The organism is Halorubrum rutilum (genome assembly GCF_024494565.1).
In genome coordinates, this window is record NZ_JANHDN010000002.1 from 515,191 (window position 1) to 532,907 (window position 17,717).

Below are 17,717 nucleotides of genomic sequence, written 5' to 3' on the forward strand. Positions count from 1 at the left end.
TATCCCATTACGGAATCCAGTGAACGACATGATACGCGTGGGCGTCAACGGGTACGGCACGATCGGGAAGCGGGTCGCGGACGCGGTCGCGGCCCAGCCCGACATGGAGCTCGTCGGCGTGACCAAGACGAGCCCGAACTACGGCGCCGAGGGCGCGGTCCGACGCGGCTACGACCTCTACGCCGCGATCGACGACCGGGTCGACGAGTTCGAGGCCGCCGGCCTCGGCGTGGCGGGAACCCTCGCCGACCTGCTCGACGCCGTCGACGTCGTCGTCGACTGCTGCCCCTCCGGCGTCGGCGAGCGCAACCGGCCGACGTACGAGGCCCACGACGTGCCCGCGATCTACCAGGGCGGCGAGGACGCGGACATCGCCGACGCCTCGTTCAACGCCCGCGGGAGCTACGAAGCTGCCCGGGGCGCCGGCTCGCTCCGCGTCGTCTCGTGTAACACCACCGGGCTCTCCCGGCTCCTCGCGCCCCTGGACGAGACGTACGGCGTCGAGAAGGCGCGCGTGACGCTCGTCCGCCGCGGCGGCGACCCAAGCGAGACCGACCGCGGACCCATCAACGACGTCGTGCCCGACCCGACGACGGTCCCGTCACACCACGGCCCCGACGTGAACGAGATCCTCCCGGACGTCGACGTCGACACGGCCGCGCTGCGCGCCCCCGTCACGGCGATGCACACCCACAGCGTCAACGTCACCCTCGACGAGGAGCCGAGCACCGAGGCGGTCAGGGACCTCCTCGGCGGCGAGAGCCGAGTGTTCCTGATCCCCGAGGGCGCCGGGATCGACGGCGCCGGCGCGCTGAAGGACTACGCCGCCGACGTCGGGCGCCCGCGCGGCGACCTCTGGGAGAACTGCGTCTGGGAGGAGTCGATAAGCGTCGAGGGGCGGGACCTCTACCTGTTCCAGAACGTCCACCAGGAGGCCGACGTCGTCCCGGAGAACGTCGACGCGATCCGGGCGCTGGCGACAGACGCGTCCCGCGCCGAGTCGGTGGCGCGGACCGACGAGTCGCTGGGGGTCGGCCTCGACAGCCTGCTCTCCGACGGCGGCGCCGCGCGGAGCCCGCTCGCGGCCGACGACTGACGCTTCTCCGCAGATCCGAGACCCGTCCTCACTCCGACGGTCGCGTCACCAGGAACGTCCGCCCGCCGCGGCGCTCCAGGGCCACCTCGCTCCCGCGCACTCGGTTCACGCGAACGCGGTCGGCGATCCGGTCGGTTCGACAGTCGGTGACGTCTCTCCGCGTCGGGGTCGCGTACTGCGGTCGGTCGGGAGTGATCGCGCTCATACGTCGCACTCCGGCCGGAACGCCCCTATAACCGAGCCATCCCCGGAGTGAAACTGAAAGTGGAAGCGTCGACGGCGAACGCCGCCGATTTCGTTCCCGACTCCGGTCCCACCCCCGCCCCGCGCTCCCGGCTTACCGGCGGAGCCCCGCCTCCTCGTCGTCCTCGACGAACCGGACGGTGAAGTAGTCGTACCCGCCGTAGGCGGCTTCGAGCGCGCCGAGCCACCAGTTCCAGCGCTCGACGAGCGAGGAGCCGTCCGGGGCGTCGTCGAGGTGGTCGACCACGCCGGGGACGGTGAGCGCGTGCCCCCGGTCCTCGGAGGGCCGGCCGGAGTCCGCGAGGTCGCAGGCCGCCCGGGCGACCGCCCGCCGCTCGGCCTCGGTGCCGCCGAACGCCTCCGCCAGCGCGTTCTCCAGACGTGTTCTGTCCATGCGCGACGCTACGGCCGCCGACTATATGAGTCGCGTGGTAGGGGGTGGCACGTCCGGTGTCGACGACGGTCGGGATCCCGCCCGCGACCGGAGCCGAGGGCTGACCGTGAGCCTCGCGGGAATCACAGTCGGGCCGCGAGCGCGAGGAAGAGGAGACTGAACGGCGCCGTCAGGAGCGTCAAGAGCAGTCCGGCCGCGGCCTCGCCGGCGGCGAGGGACATCGAGAGACCGACGACGAGCGAGGCGGATCCCACGACCGCGAGGGTGACGCGCTCGGGGACGCTGGCCCGGTCCGGCCCGTCGCTGCGCGCCAGCGCCTCGTCGAGCGCCCGCTCGACGCGGTCGGCGAGTCCGGTCGGGACGAACAGCCACGGCGTCGACCGGTACCAGGCGTTCCCGCGGTACGCGATCAGGAACACGGTCGTCCACGGGAGGTCGATCCGGCGCGTCCGGACGGCGGACCCGAGGTCGTCGGTACGGCTGCGGTCCCGGCCCCGATGCGTCCGCTCCACGGTCAGCTCCGTCGGGTCCAGCCGCACGTCGGTCCCCTGCGTCCGCGAGAGCGCCGGAAGCACCGCGAACAGGGAGACGACGAGCGGGGCCAGCCCCGGGGCGGCCCACGCCCCCGGTCCGAGCGCCGTCGCCCCGACCGCGAGCGCGGCGCCCGTCCCGAGGAGCGTCCACCCGAGCCGGAAGTGAGAGGGATCGAACGAGCCTCCGCCGAGCGGCGACAGGAGCTCTCGCCGGCGCTCCGGAGACGCGCGATCGTACGCGATCAGCAGGTAGAACAGCGACGCCGGGCCGCCGACGAACAGGAGCACGACGAGCGCCGACGCCTCCGTCGGTATCCCCCCGCCGGCCGGGAGCGAGAGGGCGAACGCGACGGCGACGCCGAGCGCCAGCAGGAGGGCGGCGCCGACCGCGACGAGCGTCGCCCCGAGGGCCAGCGACCGCAGGCGCTCGAATCGGATCGGTCCCCACTCGACCGGGGCCGCGTCCCGAGCGAAATCCGAGGGCGCGTCCGGATCGGTGCCGGGGACCGTTTCCGGGCCGTCGCCGCGAGCGGTGCCGGGCTCCCGGTCCGCCGACCGCCCCGTCTCGTCGACGGGCGTACTGGGCTCGGAGGGCATACCCGGGCGTTGGGGCGATGCGAAGTTAAACTCCGGCCGTCGGAGCGGTCGACCGACGGGATCGGCCGTCTCGGTCGTCACGTCGGGACATCGGCGCACCGACAGAAACGGCGGCGAGTACTTCCCTCGGGACCGACTACCGGGGGTATGACACAATGGCGCGCCGTCGGCTACGGGTTCGTCGTGATGCTGATCGCCGGGCTGCTCGCGACGTCCGCTCCGGTCGTCGGGCACGTCGGCGCGGGGCTGATCGGGGGGTTCGTCGCCGGCTACGTCGCGGGCGGCGGCCTCCTCTCGGGGGCGTGGCACGGCCTGCTCGCCGGGTCGATAAGCGGGGTCGCCGTCACCCTCCTGCTGGCCGCGTTCGGCGGGCTCCTCGGGCTCGCCGGCGGTCCCGTCGGGAGCCTGCTCGGCGGCGCGGGGGTGCTGGTCGTCGGCCTGTTCGTGACGGTCCTGTTCGCGGTCGACTCGGCGCTCGCGGGCGCGATCGGCGGCGTGCTCGGGGAGTGAGTCGTTTTTCGATCCGGTATAGATTGAGCGATGAGTGTGACCAGTTGTTGGCGCGCGCCTCCGAGCGCCCTGATAAGGGCGCGAGGAGCGCCGCGCGAGGGACGCGGCGAGCGACGCGGGCGACCGGAGGGAGCCCCGAGCGAGCCGCGAGGTTGGGGAGGTGCGAGGCTGCGATGCTGTGCGGGGCGGGGCGGGAATCAAAGGGGCAGCCGACGAGGCGGGCGCAGGCGTTCACGAGAGCTCCGCTCTCGTGAGCCAATCAGAACGCGAAGCGTTCTGATGACGACACAAGGACCACAGGAGGGAGCGAAGCGACCGACCGAGGACCGCAGCGAGCGTGCGCCCGCCTCGTCGGCTGGGGCTTTTGAGGCGTTCACCCTCGATCTACCGTCAGCCGTTTATAAATGATCGAATGAAAAGGTGACCGAATCCGCTACTCCTCGCTCAGATCCGTCCTACGCGCTCTCGGCCGCGTCGAGGACGGCGTCGTAGTCGGGCTCGTTGGTCGGGTCGTCGGCGACCCAGTCGTAGACGACCTCGCCGTCCTCGTCGAGCACGAAGACGGCGCGGTTGGCGATCCCGTGGAGCCCCAGCTCGGCGATGTCGATCTCCAGGTCGTACGCCCGGATTGCGTCGCCGGCCATGTCGCTCACGAGGTCGAACTCGATCCCGTGCTCCTCGCGGAACGCGCCCTGGGAGAACGGCGAGTCGGCGCTGATCCCGAAGATCGTCGCGCCGGCCGCCTCGAAGGCGTCGGCGTGCTCCTGGAACGCGATCATCTCGTTCGTACACGGCGGCGTGAACGCGCCCGGGAAGAAGGCGAGCACCACCGGGCCGTCGCCGAGGTGGTCGCCGAGCTCGAACGGTTCGTGGTCGCTCGTGCCGATCGTCGCGGAGATGTCGGGTGCGGTGTCACCAGTGGATACCATCGACTCACAGTAGGGGGGATTCGTGCAAAAGGCTTGCCGCACCCCCGTTCGGATCCGGTATCCGCCGCGACCGCGAGGCGCTCGGGCGGGGCGTCTGCGCCGCGGCTACTCCCGGTCGAGGTACTCCCGCTGAATCGCGACGATTTCGGCGGAGTCCTCGCAGTTCGCGTACCGCCGGAGCGGCTCCTCGTTGAGGTCGAGGAACGTCTCGCCCCACGTGAACTTCGCCATGATCCGCTCCGCGTGATCCGGCTCGCCCAGGATGCGAAGCGCGGCCGCGAACGCCTCCACGGTTGTGAGCCGCATCGGCCGACCGAAGTTCACGGGGTTGCCGGCGACCAGGTACGGGAGCGCGCGGTGTTTGCCCGGGAGGCCGAACATCTTCTCGCCGGCCGACTCCCATGAGCAGTCGAGCGCGACGAGCGCGTTCTCGCGGGCGAGGTCGCCGTCCGCGGGCGAGAGCGCCCGCTCGGCGTGGGGATTCAGCACGACGCCGTTGGGGGTCGCGCGGTCCGAGCGGTGCAGCTCCGCGAGGTCGAACCGCGCGAGCTTCCGGGCCGTGCACTTGTCGGGGTCGTCGTCGCCCTCGTACCGGACGTGCAGGTCCACACGTACGAGGTCGTCTGAGTCGTTTATAAGATGTGCGGAGCGGCCGGATATTGACTATTGTATATCGCTTCTCGCCGATCACCGGTGAACACCTCCAAAGCCCCAGCCACTCGGCTGTGCGCGACTAATACTTGACATTGGGTGAACACCTCCAAAGCCCCAGCCGGGAGGCGGGCGCACGCTCGCTGCGCTCCTCACTCGGTCGCTGACGCTCCCTCGTTGCGGTGCTTGCGTCGCCTGCGCCCGCCTCCCGGCTGCCCCTTTGAGTCCCACCCGACCGCACGGCGACCGCACCTCACGCCTCCCCAGCCTCGCCGCTCACGCCCTGCGGGCGTTCGCGGCGTCCCTCGCACGCGCTCCTCGCGCCCTGCGGGCGCTCGGAGGCGCGCGCCACCGCGGTTCAGTTTATAAGCGATCGGCGCCGTCCCGGTAGCGAATTCCCCGTTTCACCGTGAGCCCGATACCGTCAAACCGACCCGGTACCGGCGGGGTTTTTCCTCGTCGCCGCCCACCCGTTCGTATGGAGCTGTTCGCCGTCCCGGGCCTCCCGGAGATCCGGGAGGGAGACGACCTCGCGGCCATGATCGACGAGCGCGTCGACCTCCGCGAGGACGACGTCGTCGTCGTCGCCAGCACGGTCGTCTCCAAGGCCGAGGGGCGGACGTTCGACCTCTCCGACTTCCCGGCCGGACCGCGCGCGAACGAGGTCGCAGACCGCCTCGCGGCGATCGCCGGCGAGGAGCGGGACCCGCGCTTCGCGCAGGCCGTCATCGAGGAGTCGACGGAGCTGATCATGGAGGCGCCGTTCCTCCTGACGGCGACGCGCTTCGGTCACATCGGCGTCAACGCCGGGATCGACCGGTCGAACGTCCCCGACGGCGACCTGCTGCTGCTCCCGGAGCGCCCCTCCGAGAGCGCGGAGCGGATCCGCGAGGGGATCGCGGCCGACCGCGTGGTCGTCAGCGACACCTGCGGGCGCCCGTTCCGTCACGGCCAGCGCGGCGTCGCGATCGGCTGGGCCGGCCTGCCGGCGGCCCGCGACTGGCGCGGCGAGCGCGACCGCGACGGCCGGGAGATGGGCGTCACCGTCCAGAACGTGATCGACGAGCTCGCGTCGGCCGCGAACCTCGTCGCCGGCGAGGGCGCGGGCGGCACCCCGGTCGTCGTCGTCCGCGACTGGGCGTTCGGCGACCACGAGGGGTCGGACAGCCACTTCCGCGAGGTCGAGGGCGACTTCGTCCGGCAGGCCCTCCGCCAGTGGACATTCGACGGATAACCATGCTCGGTATCGAACTCACCCCCGAACACGACTTGCACCGCCTCGTCGACCTCGGCGTCCGCGCCGAGGCGGCCGGCTACGACGCCGTCTACTCGACGTGTCACTACAACAACCGCGACCCGTGGGCGTTCCTCTCGCAGCTCGCGACCGCCACGGACTCGGTCCGGGTCGGCCCGGGCGTCGCCAACCCCTACGAGACCCACCCCGTGACGCTCGCCTCGAAGGTCGCCACCCTCGACGAGCTCTCCGAGGGCCGGGCCGTCTTCGGGCTCGGCCCCGGCGACCCCTCCACGCTCGCGAACCTCGGGCTCGAAGACGAGCGCGGGCTGCGGCCCGTCTTGGAGGCGTTCAAGACGGCCCAGAGGCTGTGGGCCGGCGAGCGCGTCGACCGCGACGGGACCTTCGACGCCAGCGAGGCGGGGCTCAACTACGAGCCCCCGCAGGGGGCCGCGATCCCGGTCCACGTCGGCGGCGAGGGGCCGCACATGTGCCGGATGGCCGCGAAACACGCCGACGGCCTGCTGTACAACGGCTCGCACCCGAAGGACCTCGCGTGGGCCCGCGACCAGGTCGACGACGGCCTCGGCGACCGCCCCGACGAGCGGGGCGAGTTCGACCTCATCGCGTACGCCGCCGTCTCGATCGACGAGGACGAGTCGGCGGCCCGCGAGGCCGCCCGCCCGCCCGTCGCGTTCATCGCCGCGGGCGCGGCGCCCCCGGTGCTGAAGCGCCACGGGATCGACCCGGACGCGGCGAGCGAGATCGGCGAGCGCGTCTCGGCCGGCGAGTTCTCCGCGGCCTTCGAGCTCGTGACTCCCGAGATGGTCGACGCGTTCTGCATGGCCGGCTCGCCGGCGACCGTCCGCGAGCGCGCGGCCGCCGTCGCCGAGCACGCCGACGGGCTCGTGGTCGGGTCGCCGCTCGGCCCGGACTTGGAGGACGCCGTCGACCTCGCGGCCGAGGCCGTCGACGGGGTCTTTTAAAATCACCGCGGCGATCTCGCGGTCTGGGAATCGGGAATCGCCCGTGAGAACTCGGACCGGAGGTTCATAACCCGGTCCCGCCGAGTCCGGAGCATGTCGATCGATCGAGGACGACGCCCGGGAGTCCGCGGGCGGTACGAGGATCTCCTCTGGGGCACGATGGACCGCCTCGGCGTCTCCGAGTCGATAGAGCGGAAGGTCGTGACGGCCGTCGGGATACAGTTCCTCGTCACCGTCGGGATCTTCCTCGCGCCGTTCCTCCTCTCGGGAGCGCTCGCGTCCGCCGTCTCCGGGGCGCTGTTCCTCGCGGCGATCGTCGCGATCTACAACACCCTGCTCATCGTGCGCCGGGACTTCGTCGCGCCGCTCACGCGGCTGGAGGCCGGGGCCGACGCGATCGCCGCCGGGGACGTCGGCGGGGCCGGCAGCGGGGCGACCGCCGAGACGGCGACGCCGGGCGCCGACCAGTCGGACGAGATCGGCGGCCTCGTGGACTCGTTCGTCGAGGTCGAACGCTACCTCGACACCGTCTCGGCGCAGGCCGAGGCGCTCGCGGCGCGGGAGTTCGACGATCCGGTCCTCGACGAGGAGGTCCCGGGAGGCTTCGGCGACGCCCTGGACGAGATGGCCGCGAACATGGCCGCGTACACGACGGAGCTGGAGTCGGTCGTCAACGCGTTCGGGAACGCGGCCGAGCGCGCGCAGGACGGCGACCTCACGGCGACGATAGACGCCGAGTCGCTCGCCGCGGACGACGACCGGTACGACGAGCTCGTCGGGAACTACAACCGGCTCGTCGCCACGCTCGGCGAAACGGTCGGCGAGCTCCGCTCGTTCACGGGCGACGTCGCGGCGGCGAGCGACGACGTGCGCGCGAGCATGGACGAGGTCGACGACGCGAGCGAGGCGGTGGCGCGGTCCGTCCAGGAGATCTCGGACGGCGCGGCCGAGCAGCGGAGCGACCTGGAAGCGGTCTCCGCGGAGATGAACACGCTCTCGGCGACCGTCGAGGAGATCGCGGCCTCCGCGGACGACGCGGCGACGACCGCCCGGAGCGCCGCGGACCGCGGGCAGGCCGGCCGCGAGGAGAGCGCCGAGGCGATCGCGGAGCTCGAGGCGCTCGAATCGCGGATCGGGGAGACGGCGACCGCCGTCGAGGACTTCGTCGACCGGATCGGCGAGATCGACGAGATCGCGGCCGTGATCGACGGGATCGCGGAGGAGACGAACCTGCTCGCGCTGAACGCCTCGATCGAGGCCGCCCGTGCCGACGGCTCCGGCGACGGGTTCGCCGTCGTCGCCGACGAGGTGAAGTCCCTCGCCGAGGAGACCCGGGCGGAGGCGGCGGCGATCTCGGAGCGCATCGACGAGGTGCAGGAGGCGTCCGCCGACGTGGCCGCCGACGTCGGCGCGATGGAGTCGCAGGTGTCGGAGAGCGTCGGCGCCGTCGAGTCCACCCTCCGCGAGTTCGAGGAGGTCGTCGAGGACGTGACCGCGGTCGACGAGACGGTTCGGGAGATCAGCGAGGCGACCGACGATCAGGCCCGGACGACCCAGGAGGTCGTCGACATGGTCGAGGACGTCGCCGACGTGAGCGGCCGGACCGCGAGCGAGGCCGAGACCGCGGCCGCGGCGGCGGAGGAGCAGACCGCGAGCGTCTCCGAGGTGACCGACAGGGCGCACGCGCTCGCGGACCGCTCCGACGAGCTGCTCGCGCGGCTCGACGAGTTCGAGGTGCCGGCGGACGACGGCGAGCTATCGGCGGACGACGGCCGTTCGCCCTCGCCCGCCGTCGAGCCGGGAGCGCGCCTCCGGACGCGGACGAGCTCGACGGACGACTGAGCCCCGGCGGCGGGTTACTGATCCGACCGACCGCGACCGCCGAGCGACGGCAGCGTCACGCCGATCTCCTGCAGCAGCGCGCCGACCGCGGCGTAGCCGAGCACCGACACGGAGGCGACGATCAGGACCTGTCCGACGACGATCAGCAGCGCCGAGAGCGGGTCGCCAGCGCCGAGGATGAGGTCGTTCAGGAAGATGTCGACGAAGCGGCCGACGTCGCCGACGACCCGCGAGACGAAGTCGATGAGCGCGAACATGTGACGGGGTTGATCGGCCGGGTACTTGGGTGTTGAGTTCCCGGCCGTCCCTCTCGCGTCGCGTCCGCGGGCCGCCCGGAGGGGTCGCGACGGGTTCCGCGGCCCGTCGCCGGCGTCGCCGCTCGTCCGCGAGCGGTTCCGGTAACCGAACGCCTTACACCCGACGGACACGGACGTGCCGGTAATGAACGCGCTGACGGACCTGTTCGCCGAGAACACGCTTCTGTGGGTCCTCACCGGTGTCCTCGCCTACTCCGCGGTCGCGCTGTGGCTCCGAAACCGCGGGATACTCCCGGAGTCGGTCCGCGTCTCGGGTCCGATACTCACCCTCCGCACGCTCCGCGGCCGCGAGTTCCTCGATCGGCTCGCGGCCCCGCGGCGGTTCTGGCGCGGCCTCGCGAACCTCGGGCTCGGCGGGGCCCTCGTCGCGATGGTCGGATCGTTCTTCCTCATCCTCTCGTCCGCCGCTTCGGCGCTGAACACCGCCCAGCCCTCCGCGATCCAGCAGCCGCAGAACTTCCTCATCATCCCCGGCGTCAACGACTTCCTCCCGCTGTCGGTCGCGCCCGAGATCGTCGCCGGGCTCGCGGTCGCGATGGTCGTCCACGAGGGGGCACACGGCCTGCTCTGCCGCGTCGAGGGGATCGACATCGAGTCGATGGGGCTCGTCTTCTTCGCGGTCCTGCCCGTCGGCGCCTTCGTCGAGCCGGACGAGGAGGCGACGCGGGCGGCCTCGCGCGGCGCCCGAGCGAGGATGTTCGCGGCCGGCGTCACCGCCAACACGCTGCTCACGGTGCTCGTGTTCGCGCTGCTGTTCGGCCCCGTCGTCGGCGCCATCTCGCCGGCCCCCGGCTACGCCGTCGGCGAGGTGAACCCCGACTCGCCGGCCGACGCGGCCGGGCTCTCGGCGGGCGACCGGATCGTCGAGGTCGGCGGCGCGCCGGTCGACACGGCCGCCGAGTTCGAGGCCGCGATCGCGGACGCGGGCGACGCGGTGACGGTCACGGCCGCCGACGGCGACGGGGAGCGCGAGGTCACGGTCGACCGGCGGCTGCAGGCCGTCGGCTCCGCCGGCGGCAACCCGCTCGGCGTGACGGTCACCGAGGCGCCGCTGACGGTCGCGTCGGTGAACGGCGATCGGGTGGCGACCGAGCGCGGCTTCTACGACGCCGTCGGCGACGCGGAGCGCGCGACGGTGTCGGTGCGCCGCGCCGGCGCGGGCGGCGGGGACGCGAACGCGACGACCGCGGAGATCCCGATCGGCGCCTACGCGCTCGGCGTGCAGGCGGACGGCCCGCTCGACGACGCGGGCGCGGAACCGGGCGAGCCGCTGACCATCGTCTCCATCGACGGGGAGCGGACCCGCGACGCAGAGGACCTCTCGGCGGTGCTCGGCGATCGCGACCCCGGCGCGACCGTCGAGGTGATCGCGTACGACGGCGGCGACGAGCGGCGGGCGTACGACGTCGAGCTGGCCCCGCATCCGAACCGCGACGGCGGGTTCGTCGGCGTCACGGTGTTCCCCGGCTCCAGCGGGCTCGCGCTCGACGACTTCGGCGTCTCGCAGTACCCCGCCGGCGCCTACCTCGAACTGCTCGGCGGCGACGGCGGCGAGACCGGGGCCGACGGGGTCGCGATCGGCGGGCTGACGGACTCCCCGCTCGGGCTCGTGTTCGTCTCGCTGATCCTCCCGCTCGGCAGCCTGTTCGGGCTCCCGTTCAACTTCGCGGGGTTCACCGGCGACGTGACCAACTTCTTCGTCGTCGACGGGGCGCTCGGCGCGCTCGGCGGCGGGGTGTTCCTGCTCGCGAACCTCCTCTTCTGGACCGGGTGGATCAACATCCAGCTGGCGCTGTTCAACTGCCTCCCGGCGTTCCCGCTCGACGGCGGACGGATCCTCCGGATGGTCGCCGAGGCGGTGATCAGCCGGGTCCCGCTCTCCGACCGGCACGCCGCCGTCCGGACGATCACCGTCTCGTCCGGGCTCGTCATGCTCGCCGGGCTGATCGCGATGATCTTCGGGAACCAGATCCTCATGGCGCTCGGGCTGATCTGAGCGAGATGAGTCGTCCCCCCACCGCCGAGAACCGCGGCGCCGATCGCCCGGAGCGCGGGGGAGAGCGATGACGGTCCGCGTTCGACCGTACGACCCCGCGACCGACGCCGAGGGGCTCTACAGCTGCAAGCTCGCCTTCGAGCGCGGGCTCGGCGAGACCACCGGCGGCGACGCGAAGGCGACCGCCTACGAGGCGAAGCTCACCGACGGCTACCGCGAGCGGTGGCTCGCGTGGGTCGACCGGTGCGTCGCGGACGACGAGCGGTGCGTGACGGTCGCGGTCGACGGTGGCGGCGGGAGCGAGGGCGGCGGCGGAGACGACGACGAGAACGGCGACGACGGCGGCGAGCTCGTCGGCTACGTCTTCGTCCTCCCCGAGCGGCTCGCGATGGTCTGGGACGCGGCCGTGATCAACGAGCTCTACGTCGCCCCCGACTACCGCGGCACGGGCGTCGCCGACGACCTCCTGGCCGCCGCCGTCGACCTCGCGGGCGACCAGTCGCTCCCGCTGGACCGGATCGTGCTCGACGTCGACCCCGCGAACGAGCGCGCCCGGGCCTTTTACGACCGTCACGGCTTCGCGCCGTGGGGCGAGCTGGTCGCGCGACCGGTCGACCGCGACTGAGACCGACCCGGAACCGCAGGCCGTGAGAACGCCGGACAGGAGTTATATGCGAGCCGGCGCGACCGTCGCGTATGAGCTATCTCGTGGCCACCGACGGATCGGCGGAGAGCGACGAGGCCGTGCGGTACGCGGCGCGGCAGGCGGTCGCGTTCTACGAGACGCTCGAGATCGCCCACGTGCTGACGCCGGACTCGGAGCTCGTCGACGGGACGATCGTCCTCCCCGGCGAGGAGGCCGCGGTCGACGCCGGCCAGAGCGTCCTCGCCAGCGCCCGGACGATCGCCGAGGAGGCGGTCGGGGACGAGTCGATCGACGTGGAGACGCAGCTGCTCACCGGACGGCCGGCCGACGCGATCGCTGACTACGCGGCCGACGCCGACGTCGACGCGATCTACGTCGGTCACCGCGGGCTGAGCGAGGAGCGCGAGCAGGTGGTCGGCAGCGTCGCGAAGAGCGTCGTCGACAAGGCCGACGTGCCCGTGACGGTGATCCGGTAGGGTGACGTGCCCGAGCGGAGGTCGAACTCGGCGGGGCGCGTCAGAGACGCTGGCAAGCACCTCCGTTACCCGGTCTTCAAAAGTGGTTGGACGCGTAAGATGAAGTGATGTCTGAAGACGTACTCGTCACGGCGGACTGGGTCGAAGAGCGACTCGACGCGTTCCAGGACGACGACTCCGATCACCGGCTCGTCGAGATCAACAACCCGACCGTCACCGACGAGTCGGAGTACACGCCCTACGAGGAGGGCCACATCCCGGGCGCGCTGAACTTCGAGTGGGACGAGGTGTTCACCGACGAGACGGAGCGCGACATCGTCTCGAAGGAGGACTTCGCGGCCCGGAACGGCGAGGGCGGCATCGACGCCGACACGACGGTCGTCGTGTACGGCGGCGGCCGCGTCCCGAACTGGTTCGCGCTGTTCGGCTACTGGATCTACAAGTACTACGGTCACGAGGACGTCCGCGTGATCGACGGCGGGAAGGGGTACTGGGTCGAGAACGACTACCCGCTCTCCACCGAGGAGCCCGACTTCACCCCGCGCGAGTACGAGGCCCGCGGCCCCTTCGAGAGCGTCCGCGCCTACAAGGACGACATCGACAAGGCGATCGAGGAGGGGATCCCGATGGTCGACGTGCGCTCGCCCGAGGAGTTCTCCGGCGAGGTCATCGCGCCCGAGGGGCTCAACGAGACGGCCCAGCGCGGCGGTCACATCCCCGGCGCGAGCAACGTCCCGATCGGGACCACCCTGAACGAGGACGGCACGTTCAAGAGCGCGGACGAGCTCCGCGAGCTGTACGAGGAGGCCGGCGTCGACGGCGACGAGTCGACGATCACCTACTGCCGCGTCGGCGAGCGCTCGTCGATCGAGTGGTTCCTCCTGCACGAGCTGCTCGGCTACGACGACGTCCGCAACTACGACGGCTCGTGGACCGAGTGGGGCAACCTCGTCGGCGCGCCGATCGAGACCGGCGAGTAGGCGACGCTCGGGCGCTGACTGTCCCGCCGCTATTTTCGAACCGCTCCGATCGACGGCGATCCGTCTGACCGCCGCCGCGCCGGGACCGTCGCCGACAGGCCCATGTCCCGAGAGCCCGAAGCGACGGTGAGTATGGACGCGGGCGCGGACGACGACTCGACGGCCCTCCCGACGGTCCCGGACCGGGACGCGATCCGGTCGCTCGCTGGGTCGCCGGCCGAGGCCGGGACCGTCGTCTGGCACCGCGAGGACCTGCGGATCGCGGATAACCCCGCGCTCGCGGCGGCGGCTGACTCGGCGGCCGCGAAGGCGGGAACCGACCCGACCGTCCTCCCCCTGTTCGTCTTCGATCCGGCCTTCTACGGCGACCGCGGGACGGCCTGCGACGCCCGGATCGCGTTCCTCCACGACTGCCTTCGCGACCTCGACCGGCAGTATCGCGACGTGGGCGCACCGGGCCTGACGTACGCCCACGGCGACCCGATCGAGGTGCTCGCCCGCTTCGCCGACGCCGGGTGGGACATCGTCGCGACGCGGAGCGTGACCGGCCGGTACGGGCTCCGCCGCGACGAGCGCGCGGCCGAGGAGGTCGGCGTTCGATTCGTCGACGGGGACGGGCTTGTCCGGGACGCCGACCGCCCGCGCCGGGAGTGGAAGGCGGCGATCGAGTCGTGGCTGGCCGCGGACCCGTTCGACTGGGACCCCCGACGCGTCGCGGTCGAGCGGATCGCGGCGGATCCCGGGTCGGACGCGAACGTGGACCGAGGTCGCGGCGGCGCGTTCGCCCCGACGCCCGAGTCGGTCGCGGCCGCCTACGACGTGACCCCCGAGAAGTCGATGATCCCGGAGGGCGGCCGGGCGGCGGGGCGCGACCGGCTGGAGTCGTTCGTCGCGCGGATCGGCGACTACCCCGGGAACGTCTCCTCGCCGGTCGACGCCCGCGAGGGGACGAGCGGCCTCTCGCCGTACCTCCGGTTCGGCTGCCTCTCGCTCCGGGAGGTGCACCGGTACGTGACCGAGCACGCGCCGGACGGTCGCGGCAGGTCGATGTTCGTCTCCCGCCTGTTCTGGAACCGTCACTACCGGCAGAAGCTGGTCGACTGGCCGGGGTGGCTCGACCGCGCCGTCAACCCCGTCTACGAGGGGTTCAACCGCGACCGCCACGACCCGGAGCTCGTCGCGGCGTGGAAGGCGGGCGAGACGGGGTTCCCGATGGTCGACGCGAGCATGCGCTGTCTCCGCGAGACCGGCTGGCTCAACTTCCGGATGCGGGCGCTCTGCGCGAGCGTCTACTTCCACGTCCTCCAGCAGCCGTGGCGGATCGGCGCAGACCACTTCTACGAGCACCTGATCGACGCCGACGCCGCGATCAACTACACGCAGTGGCAGTCGCAGTGCGGGCTCGTGGGGCGGCCGGGGCTCCGCCTCTACAACCCGCGCAAGCAGGTCCGCGACCAGGATCCCGACGGCGAGTTCGTCACGCGGTGGGTCCCCGAGCTGGGACCGCTCCCGACCGAGCACCTCGACCGCCCCGAGCGCACCCCGCTCGCGGTCCAGGCGGAGTGCGGCGTCGAGATCGGCGAGGAGTACCCGTACCCCGTCGTCGACTTCGAGGCGGCTCGGGAGGCGTTCGAGCGGCGGTACTACGACGCCCACCCCGCGGCCGCGGCGCGGCTGGCCGACGAGCCGATCGCCCGCCGCGCCTCGCTCTCGGGCGGGTTCGACGCCGCGCGAGCGATCGCGGAGGAACACGGCACCGCCGCGCCCGAAGCGACCGACGGCTCGCGCGACCGCGAGGGTGACCGCGGTCGTCAGACCGACCTGTCCGCGTTCGAGGCAGACCGCTAGCCGCCGCCGACGGCAAAGTTATTTACGGTCGTGCGTAGTATTGTGTATTATGAACCAGAACGTCGGCTCGACGGATAGACGCGTCAGAACGGCCCTCGGTGCGGTGCTCGGGGGCCTCTCGTTCGCGACCCTCGGCGGAGCCGCCCCGCTCCCGGCGCTCGCCGCGCCCGTCTTCGGCGTCGCGTCGCTGCTCATGCTCGGGACCGCCGCGACCGGGACGTGCGCGCTCTACTCCCTGTTCGGCGTCGACACGTGCCCGGCGTCAGCGGGCGGGTCCCGGTAGGCCCCCTTCCGGATCGGTTACCGCCGCGAAGCGGACCGAGACGACCGTTCTCGACGGGTTTCGAGACCGCCGCCGACGGTAGCCTCAAGTGTGGCTGGTCGTAACGTCTCACATGAGACCCCGACGCAGACCCGTCGTCGATGCGGCCGTGCCCGACGGACACCCAGTCGACCGGACTCCCGCCGACCGAGGTGACCGCGCGTGACCGACGATCCGACCGTCCTCGTGATCGGCGGCGGCGCGACCGGGGCCGGCGTCGCCCGCGACCTCGCGCTCCGCGGGGTCGACGTCACCCTCGTCGACCGCGGCGGGCTCGCGGGCGGCACGTCCGGGCGCTCGCACGGCCTGCTCCACAGCGGCGCCCGCTACGCCGAGGACGACCCTCGGGGCGCCGAGGAGTGCCTCCGCGAGAACCGCACGCTCCGGGAGATCGCCGGCGCGTGCGTCCGCGAGACGGGCGGCCTGTTCGTCCGGCTCGCCGGCGACGACCCCGAGTACTTCGAGGAGAAGATCGCCGCCTGCGAGGAGATCGGTATCGAGACCGAGCGGCTCGACGGCGACGAGGCGCGGGCGGTCGTTCCCGGGCTCTCCGAAGATGTCGTCGAGGCGTTCCGGGTGCCCGACGGCGTGATCTACCCCTCTCGGCTGGTCGCCGCGAACGCCGCCGACGCGGAGCGACACGGTGCCGACGTCCATCCGCACGCGCCGGTGGACGGGATCGAGGTCGACGGTGAGGGAGGCGGCGGCGCGGTCCGCGTCCGCGTCGGCGGCGACGTCGACGCGACCCTCGAACCGGACCACGTCGTCAACGCGACGGGCGCGTGGGCCGACCGGATCGCCGACATGGCCGGCGTCGAGGTGGGGATGGCGCCCAGCCGCGGCGTGATGGTCTCCGTCGAGTACGACGGGCTCGACCCGGTGTTGAACCGGTGTCGCGACCCCGACGACGGCGACATCGTCGTCCCCCACGAGGGGGAGGCCGTGCTCGGCACGACGAGCGTTCCGGTCGACGACCCGGACGACTACGAGACCGCCGACTGGGAGGTGGAGCGGTCGGTCGAGGAGTGCGCGGCGATGCTCCCCGCGGTCGCCGACGCGCCGGAAGTGAGGCGGTGGTGGGGCGTCCGCCCCCTCTACGCGCCCGACGAGGCGGGGGCGAACCGGCGCGGCATCTCGCGCGGCTTCACCGTGATCGACCACGCCGACGAGGGCGTCTCGGGCCTCCACACCGTGGTCGGCGGAAAGCTGACGACCTACCGGGAGATGGCCGAGGTCACGACCGATCGCGTCTGCGAGCGGTTGGGGGTCGACGCCGCCTGCGAGACCGCGACGGAGCGGCTCCCCGGCGCCGACGATCCGGACCGGCTCGACGAGTTCGTCGAGCGGTACGGCGGCGCGAACCCGACCGACGCCGGCGTCGTGAACGCCGCCGGCGACTGAGGGACTGGAGGAAGGAATACCGCGACCGCGGGCGAGCGCTACTCGTCGTCGATCAGGTCGCCGAACACCGAGGTTGCGGTGTCGGGGACGTCGAAGTCGTGGTAGTGCTCGCCCTTCTCCTTCGAGAGGACGTTGAGTGCCGCGGCGGCGCCGTCGCCGGCCGAGATGACCGCCTGCCACTCCTCGGCGCGGACCATCGCGCCCGTCGCGTAGGCGTCGTCGACGCTGGTCTCCATCGAGACGCCGACATCGACGAGGTCGCCGTCGAACGCGCAGCCGAGCGACTCGGCGAGGTCGCGGCTCGCGCCCGTCGCGAGGACGAGGTAGTCGGCCTCGTACTCGCCCTCGCCGGTCGTCACCGCGAACCCGTCGCCCGACTCGGCGACGTCGGTCACTTCCTCGCCCTGCTTCCGGTCGACGCCGAAGTCGTCGGCCTGCTGTCGGAGGGTCGCGAGGAACTCGCTGCCGCCGACCGAGCCGATCCCGGGGTAGTTGAACAGGTGCGCCTTGTGCATCCAGGTCTTGTCGGTGTCGAACAGGACCGCGTCGAGCCCGTTCTTGCCGGCGAACAGTCCCGCGCTGAGTCCGGCCGGTCCGCCGCCGACGATAGCTACGTCTGCCATGGTCGACGTTCCGGCCGCGACCTGATAAGGGTTGGCGGAAGCGGCGACCGAGGCGCGGTAGCTCCCGCTCGCCGCGGCCGGCACGGCGGGGCT

19 protein-coding genes are annotated in these 17,717 nt (G+C 72.3%); 12 read left to right on the forward strand and 7 right to left on the reverse strand.

Annotated elements, in window-relative coordinates; translation table 11 throughout:
• Positions 1-28: 28 nt before the first annotated feature.
• Positions 29-1,096 (forward strand): type II glyceraldehyde-3-phosphate dehydrogenase, encoded by a 1,068-nt coding sequence (locus NO900_RS06180; RefSeq protein WP_256408337.1) that lies wholly within the window; start codon positions 29-31, stop codon positions 1,094-1,096.
• A gap of 28 nt (positions 1,097-1,124) precedes the next feature.
• Here NO900_RS06180 and NO900_RS06185 read toward each other — a convergent pair whose 3' ends face one another.
• The 3 genes from NO900_RS06185 to NO900_RS06195 form a co-directional block, all read right to left on the reverse strand.
• Complete coding sequence (locus NO900_RS06185; RefSeq protein WP_256408338.1) at positions 1,125-1,301, reverse strand: hypothetical protein; 177 nt, start codon at positions 1,299-1,301, stop codon at positions 1,125-1,127.
• Between the two features lie 132 nt (positions 1,302-1,433).
• A complete protein-coding gene (locus NO900_RS06190; RefSeq protein ID WP_256408339.1) occupies positions 1,434-1,733 on the reverse strand; it encodes a WNWW family protein in 300 nt (99 codons plus the stop codon).
• A 122-nt stretch (positions 1,734-1,855) separates the two neighbouring features.
• A complete protein-coding gene (locus tag NO900_RS06195) occupies positions 1,856-2,863 on the reverse strand; it encodes a hypothetical protein (RefSeq protein ID WP_256408340.1) in 1,008 nt (335 codons plus the stop codon).
• Positions 2,864-3,010: 147 nt separating this feature from the next.
• Here NO900_RS06195 and NO900_RS06200 point away from each other — a divergent pair, with 147 nt between their 5' ends.
• Positions 3,011-3,373 (forward strand): DUF5518 domain-containing protein, encoded by a 363-nt coding sequence (locus NO900_RS06200; protein WP_256408341.1) that lies wholly within the window; start codon positions 3,011-3,013, stop codon positions 3,371-3,373.
• 455 nt (positions 3,374-3,828) lie between these two features.
• On the opposite strand, the gene NO900_RS06205 is transcribed toward NO900_RS06200, so the two are convergent.
• The gene (locus NO900_RS06205) at positions 3,829-4,302 is read right to left on the reverse strand and encodes a redoxin domain-containing protein (protein ID WP_256408342.1); all 474 of its coding nucleotides are present in this window, start codon (positions 4,300-4,302) and stop codon (positions 3,829-3,831) included.
• 105 nt (positions 4,303-4,407) lie between these two features.
• Positions 4,408-4,911, reverse strand: a complete 504-nt coding sequence (locus NO900_RS06210) for a DUF367 family protein (RefSeq protein ID WP_256408343.1) — start codon at positions 4,909-4,911, stop codon at positions 4,408-4,410.
• 520 nt (positions 4,912-5,431) lie between these two features.
• On the opposite strand from NO900_RS06210, the gene NO900_RS06215 reads away from it, so the two are divergent.
• The 3 genes from NO900_RS06215 (at position 5,432) to NO900_RS06225 (ending at position 9,015) form a co-directional block, all read left to right on the forward strand.
• Positions 5,432-6,187, forward strand: a complete 756-nt coding sequence (locus NO900_RS06215) for a coenzyme F420-0:L-glutamate ligase (RefSeq protein WP_256408344.1) — start codon at positions 5,432-5,434, stop codon at positions 6,185-6,187.
• Between the two features lie 2 nt (positions 6,188-6,189).
• Positions 6,190-7,173, forward strand: coding sequence for a 5,10-methylenetetrahydromethanopterin reductase (locus NO900_RS06220; protein WP_256408345.1), 984 nt, complete (start codon positions 6,190-6,192; stop codon positions 7,171-7,173).
• A gap of 159 nt (positions 7,174-7,332) precedes the next feature.
• On the forward strand, positions 7,333-9,015 hold the full coding sequence (locus tag NO900_RS06225; protein ID WP_256408424.1) for a methyl-accepting chemotaxis protein: 1,683 nt from the start codon (positions 7,333-7,335) through the stop codon (positions 9,013-9,015).
• Between the two features lie 14 nt (positions 9,016-9,029).
• Here NO900_RS06225 and NO900_RS06230 read toward each other — a convergent pair whose 3' ends face one another.
• Positions 9,030-9,272: a DUF8024 family protein gene (locus tag NO900_RS06230; protein WP_256408346.1), complete on the reverse strand. Its 243-nt coding sequence runs from the start codon at positions 9,270-9,272 to the stop codon at positions 9,030-9,032.
• A gap of 184 nt (positions 9,273-9,456) precedes the next feature.
• Here NO900_RS06230 and NO900_RS06235 point away from each other — a divergent pair, with 184 nt between their 5' ends.
• From NO900_RS06235 to NO900_RS06265, 7 genes are all read left to right on the forward strand, one after another.
• Positions 9,457-11,328 carry a site-2 protease family protein gene (locus NO900_RS06235; protein ID WP_256408347.1) on the forward strand — a complete coding sequence of 624 codons (1,872 nt, stop codon included), beginning with the start codon at positions 9,457-9,459 and terminating at the stop codon, positions 11,326-11,328.
• A gap of 67 nt (positions 11,329-11,395) precedes the next feature.
• Positions 11,396-11,953 (forward strand): GNAT family N-acetyltransferase, encoded by a 558-nt coding sequence (locus NO900_RS06240; protein ID WP_256408348.1) that lies wholly within the window; start codon positions 11,396-11,398, stop codon positions 11,951-11,953.
• Positions 11,954-12,024: 71 nt separating this feature from the next.
• Positions 12,025-12,450: a universal stress protein gene (locus tag NO900_RS06245; protein ID WP_256408349.1), complete on the forward strand. Its 426-nt coding sequence runs from the start codon at positions 12,025-12,027 to the stop codon at positions 12,448-12,450.
• Positions 12,451-12,557: 107 nt separating this feature from the next.
• Positions 12,558-13,430: a sulfurtransferase gene (locus NO900_RS06250; RefSeq protein WP_256408350.1), complete on the forward strand. Its 873-nt coding sequence runs from the start codon at positions 12,558-12,560 to the stop codon at positions 13,428-13,430.
• Positions 13,431-13,562: 132 nt separating this feature from the next.
• Positions 13,563-15,278: an FAD-binding domain-containing protein gene (locus NO900_RS06255; RefSeq protein WP_321169211.1), complete on the forward strand. Its 1,716-nt coding sequence runs from the start codon at positions 13,563-13,565 to the stop codon at positions 15,276-15,278.
• A 49-nt stretch (positions 15,279-15,327) separates the two neighbouring features.
• Positions 15,328-15,561 carry a YgaP family membrane protein gene (locus NO900_RS06260; RefSeq protein ID WP_256408352.1) on the forward strand — a complete coding sequence of 78 codons (234 nt, stop codon included), beginning with the start codon at positions 15,328-15,330 and terminating at the stop codon, positions 15,559-15,561.
• A gap of 201 nt (positions 15,562-15,762) precedes the next feature.
• On the forward strand, positions 15,763-17,001 hold the full coding sequence (locus NO900_RS06265; RefSeq protein WP_256408353.1) for an FAD-dependent oxidoreductase: 1,239 nt from the start codon (positions 15,763-15,765) through the stop codon (positions 16,999-17,001).
• A 38-nt stretch (positions 17,002-17,039) separates the two neighbouring features.
• On the opposite strand, the gene NO900_RS06270 is transcribed toward NO900_RS06265, so the two are convergent.
• The gene (locus NO900_RS06270) at positions 17,040-17,624 is read right to left on the reverse strand and encodes an NAD(P)/FAD-dependent oxidoreductase (RefSeq protein ID WP_256408354.1); all 585 of its coding nucleotides are present in this window, start codon (positions 17,622-17,624) and stop codon (positions 17,040-17,042) included.
• Between the last annotated feature and the right edge of the window lie 93 nt (positions 17,625-17,717).

Bases quoted from the DNA above. Each gene is read 5' to 3' on its own strand.
- NO900_RS06180 (WP_256408337.1), top strand. From the start codon at position 29: ATGATACGCGTGGGCGTCAACGGGTACGGCACGATCGGGAAGCGGGTC.
- NO900_RS06185 (WP_256408338.1), bottom strand. From the start codon at position 1,301: ATGAGCGCGATCACTCCCGACCGACCGCAGTACGCGACCCCGACGCGG.
- NO900_RS06190 (WP_256408339.1), bottom strand. From the start codon at position 1,733: ATGGACAGAACACGTCTGGAGAACGCGCTGGCGGAGGCGTTCGGCGGC.
- NO900_RS06195 (WP_256408340.1), bottom strand. From the start codon at position 2,863: ATGCCCTCCGAGCCCAGTACGCCCGTCGACGAGACGGGGCGGTCGGCG.
- NO900_RS06200 (WP_256408341.1), top strand. From the start codon at position 3,011: ATGACACAATGGCGCGCCGTCGGCTACGGGTTCGTCGTGATGCTGATC.
- NO900_RS06205 (WP_256408342.1), bottom strand. From the start codon at position 4,302: ATGGTATCCACTGGTGACACCGCACCCGACATCTCCGCGACGATCGGC.
- NO900_RS06215 (WP_256408344.1), top strand. From the start codon at position 5,432: ATGGAGCTGTTCGCCGTCCCGGGCCTCCCGGAGATCCGGGAGGGAGAC.
- NO900_RS06220 (WP_256408345.1), top strand. From the start codon at position 6,190: ATGCTCGGTATCGAACTCACCCCCGAACACGACTTGCACCGCCTCGTC.
- NO900_RS06225 (WP_256408424.1), top strand. From the start codon at position 7,333: ATGGACCGCCTCGGCGTCTCCGAGTCGATAGAGCGGAAGGTCGTGACG.
- NO900_RS06230 (WP_256408346.1), bottom strand. From the start codon at position 9,272: ATGTTCGCGCTCATCGACTTCGTCTCGCGGGTCGTCGGCGACGTCGGC.
- NO900_RS06235 (WP_256408347.1), top strand. From the start codon at position 9,457: ATGAACGCGCTGACGGACCTGTTCGCCGAGAACACGCTTCTGTGGGTC.
- NO900_RS06240 (WP_256408348.1), top strand. From the start codon at position 11,396: ATGACGGTCCGCGTTCGACCGTACGACCCCGCGACCGACGCCGAGGGG.
- NO900_RS06245 (WP_256408349.1), top strand. From the start codon at position 12,025: ATGAGCTATCTCGTGGCCACCGACGGATCGGCGGAGAGCGACGAGGCC.
- NO900_RS06250 (WP_256408350.1), top strand. From the start codon at position 12,558: ATGTCTGAAGACGTACTCGTCACGGCGGACTGGGTCGAAGAGCGACTC.
- NO900_RS06255 (WP_321169211.1), top strand. From the start codon at position 13,563: ATGGACGCGGGCGCGGACGACGACTCGACGGCCCTCCCGACGGTCCCG.
- NO900_RS06260 (WP_256408352.1), top strand. From the start codon at position 15,328: ATGAACCAGAACGTCGGCTCGACGGATAGACGCGTCAGAACGGCCCTC.
- NO900_RS06270 (WP_256408354.1), bottom strand. From the start codon at position 17,624: ATGGCAGACGTAGCTATCGTCGGCGGCGGACCGGCCGGACTCAGCGCG.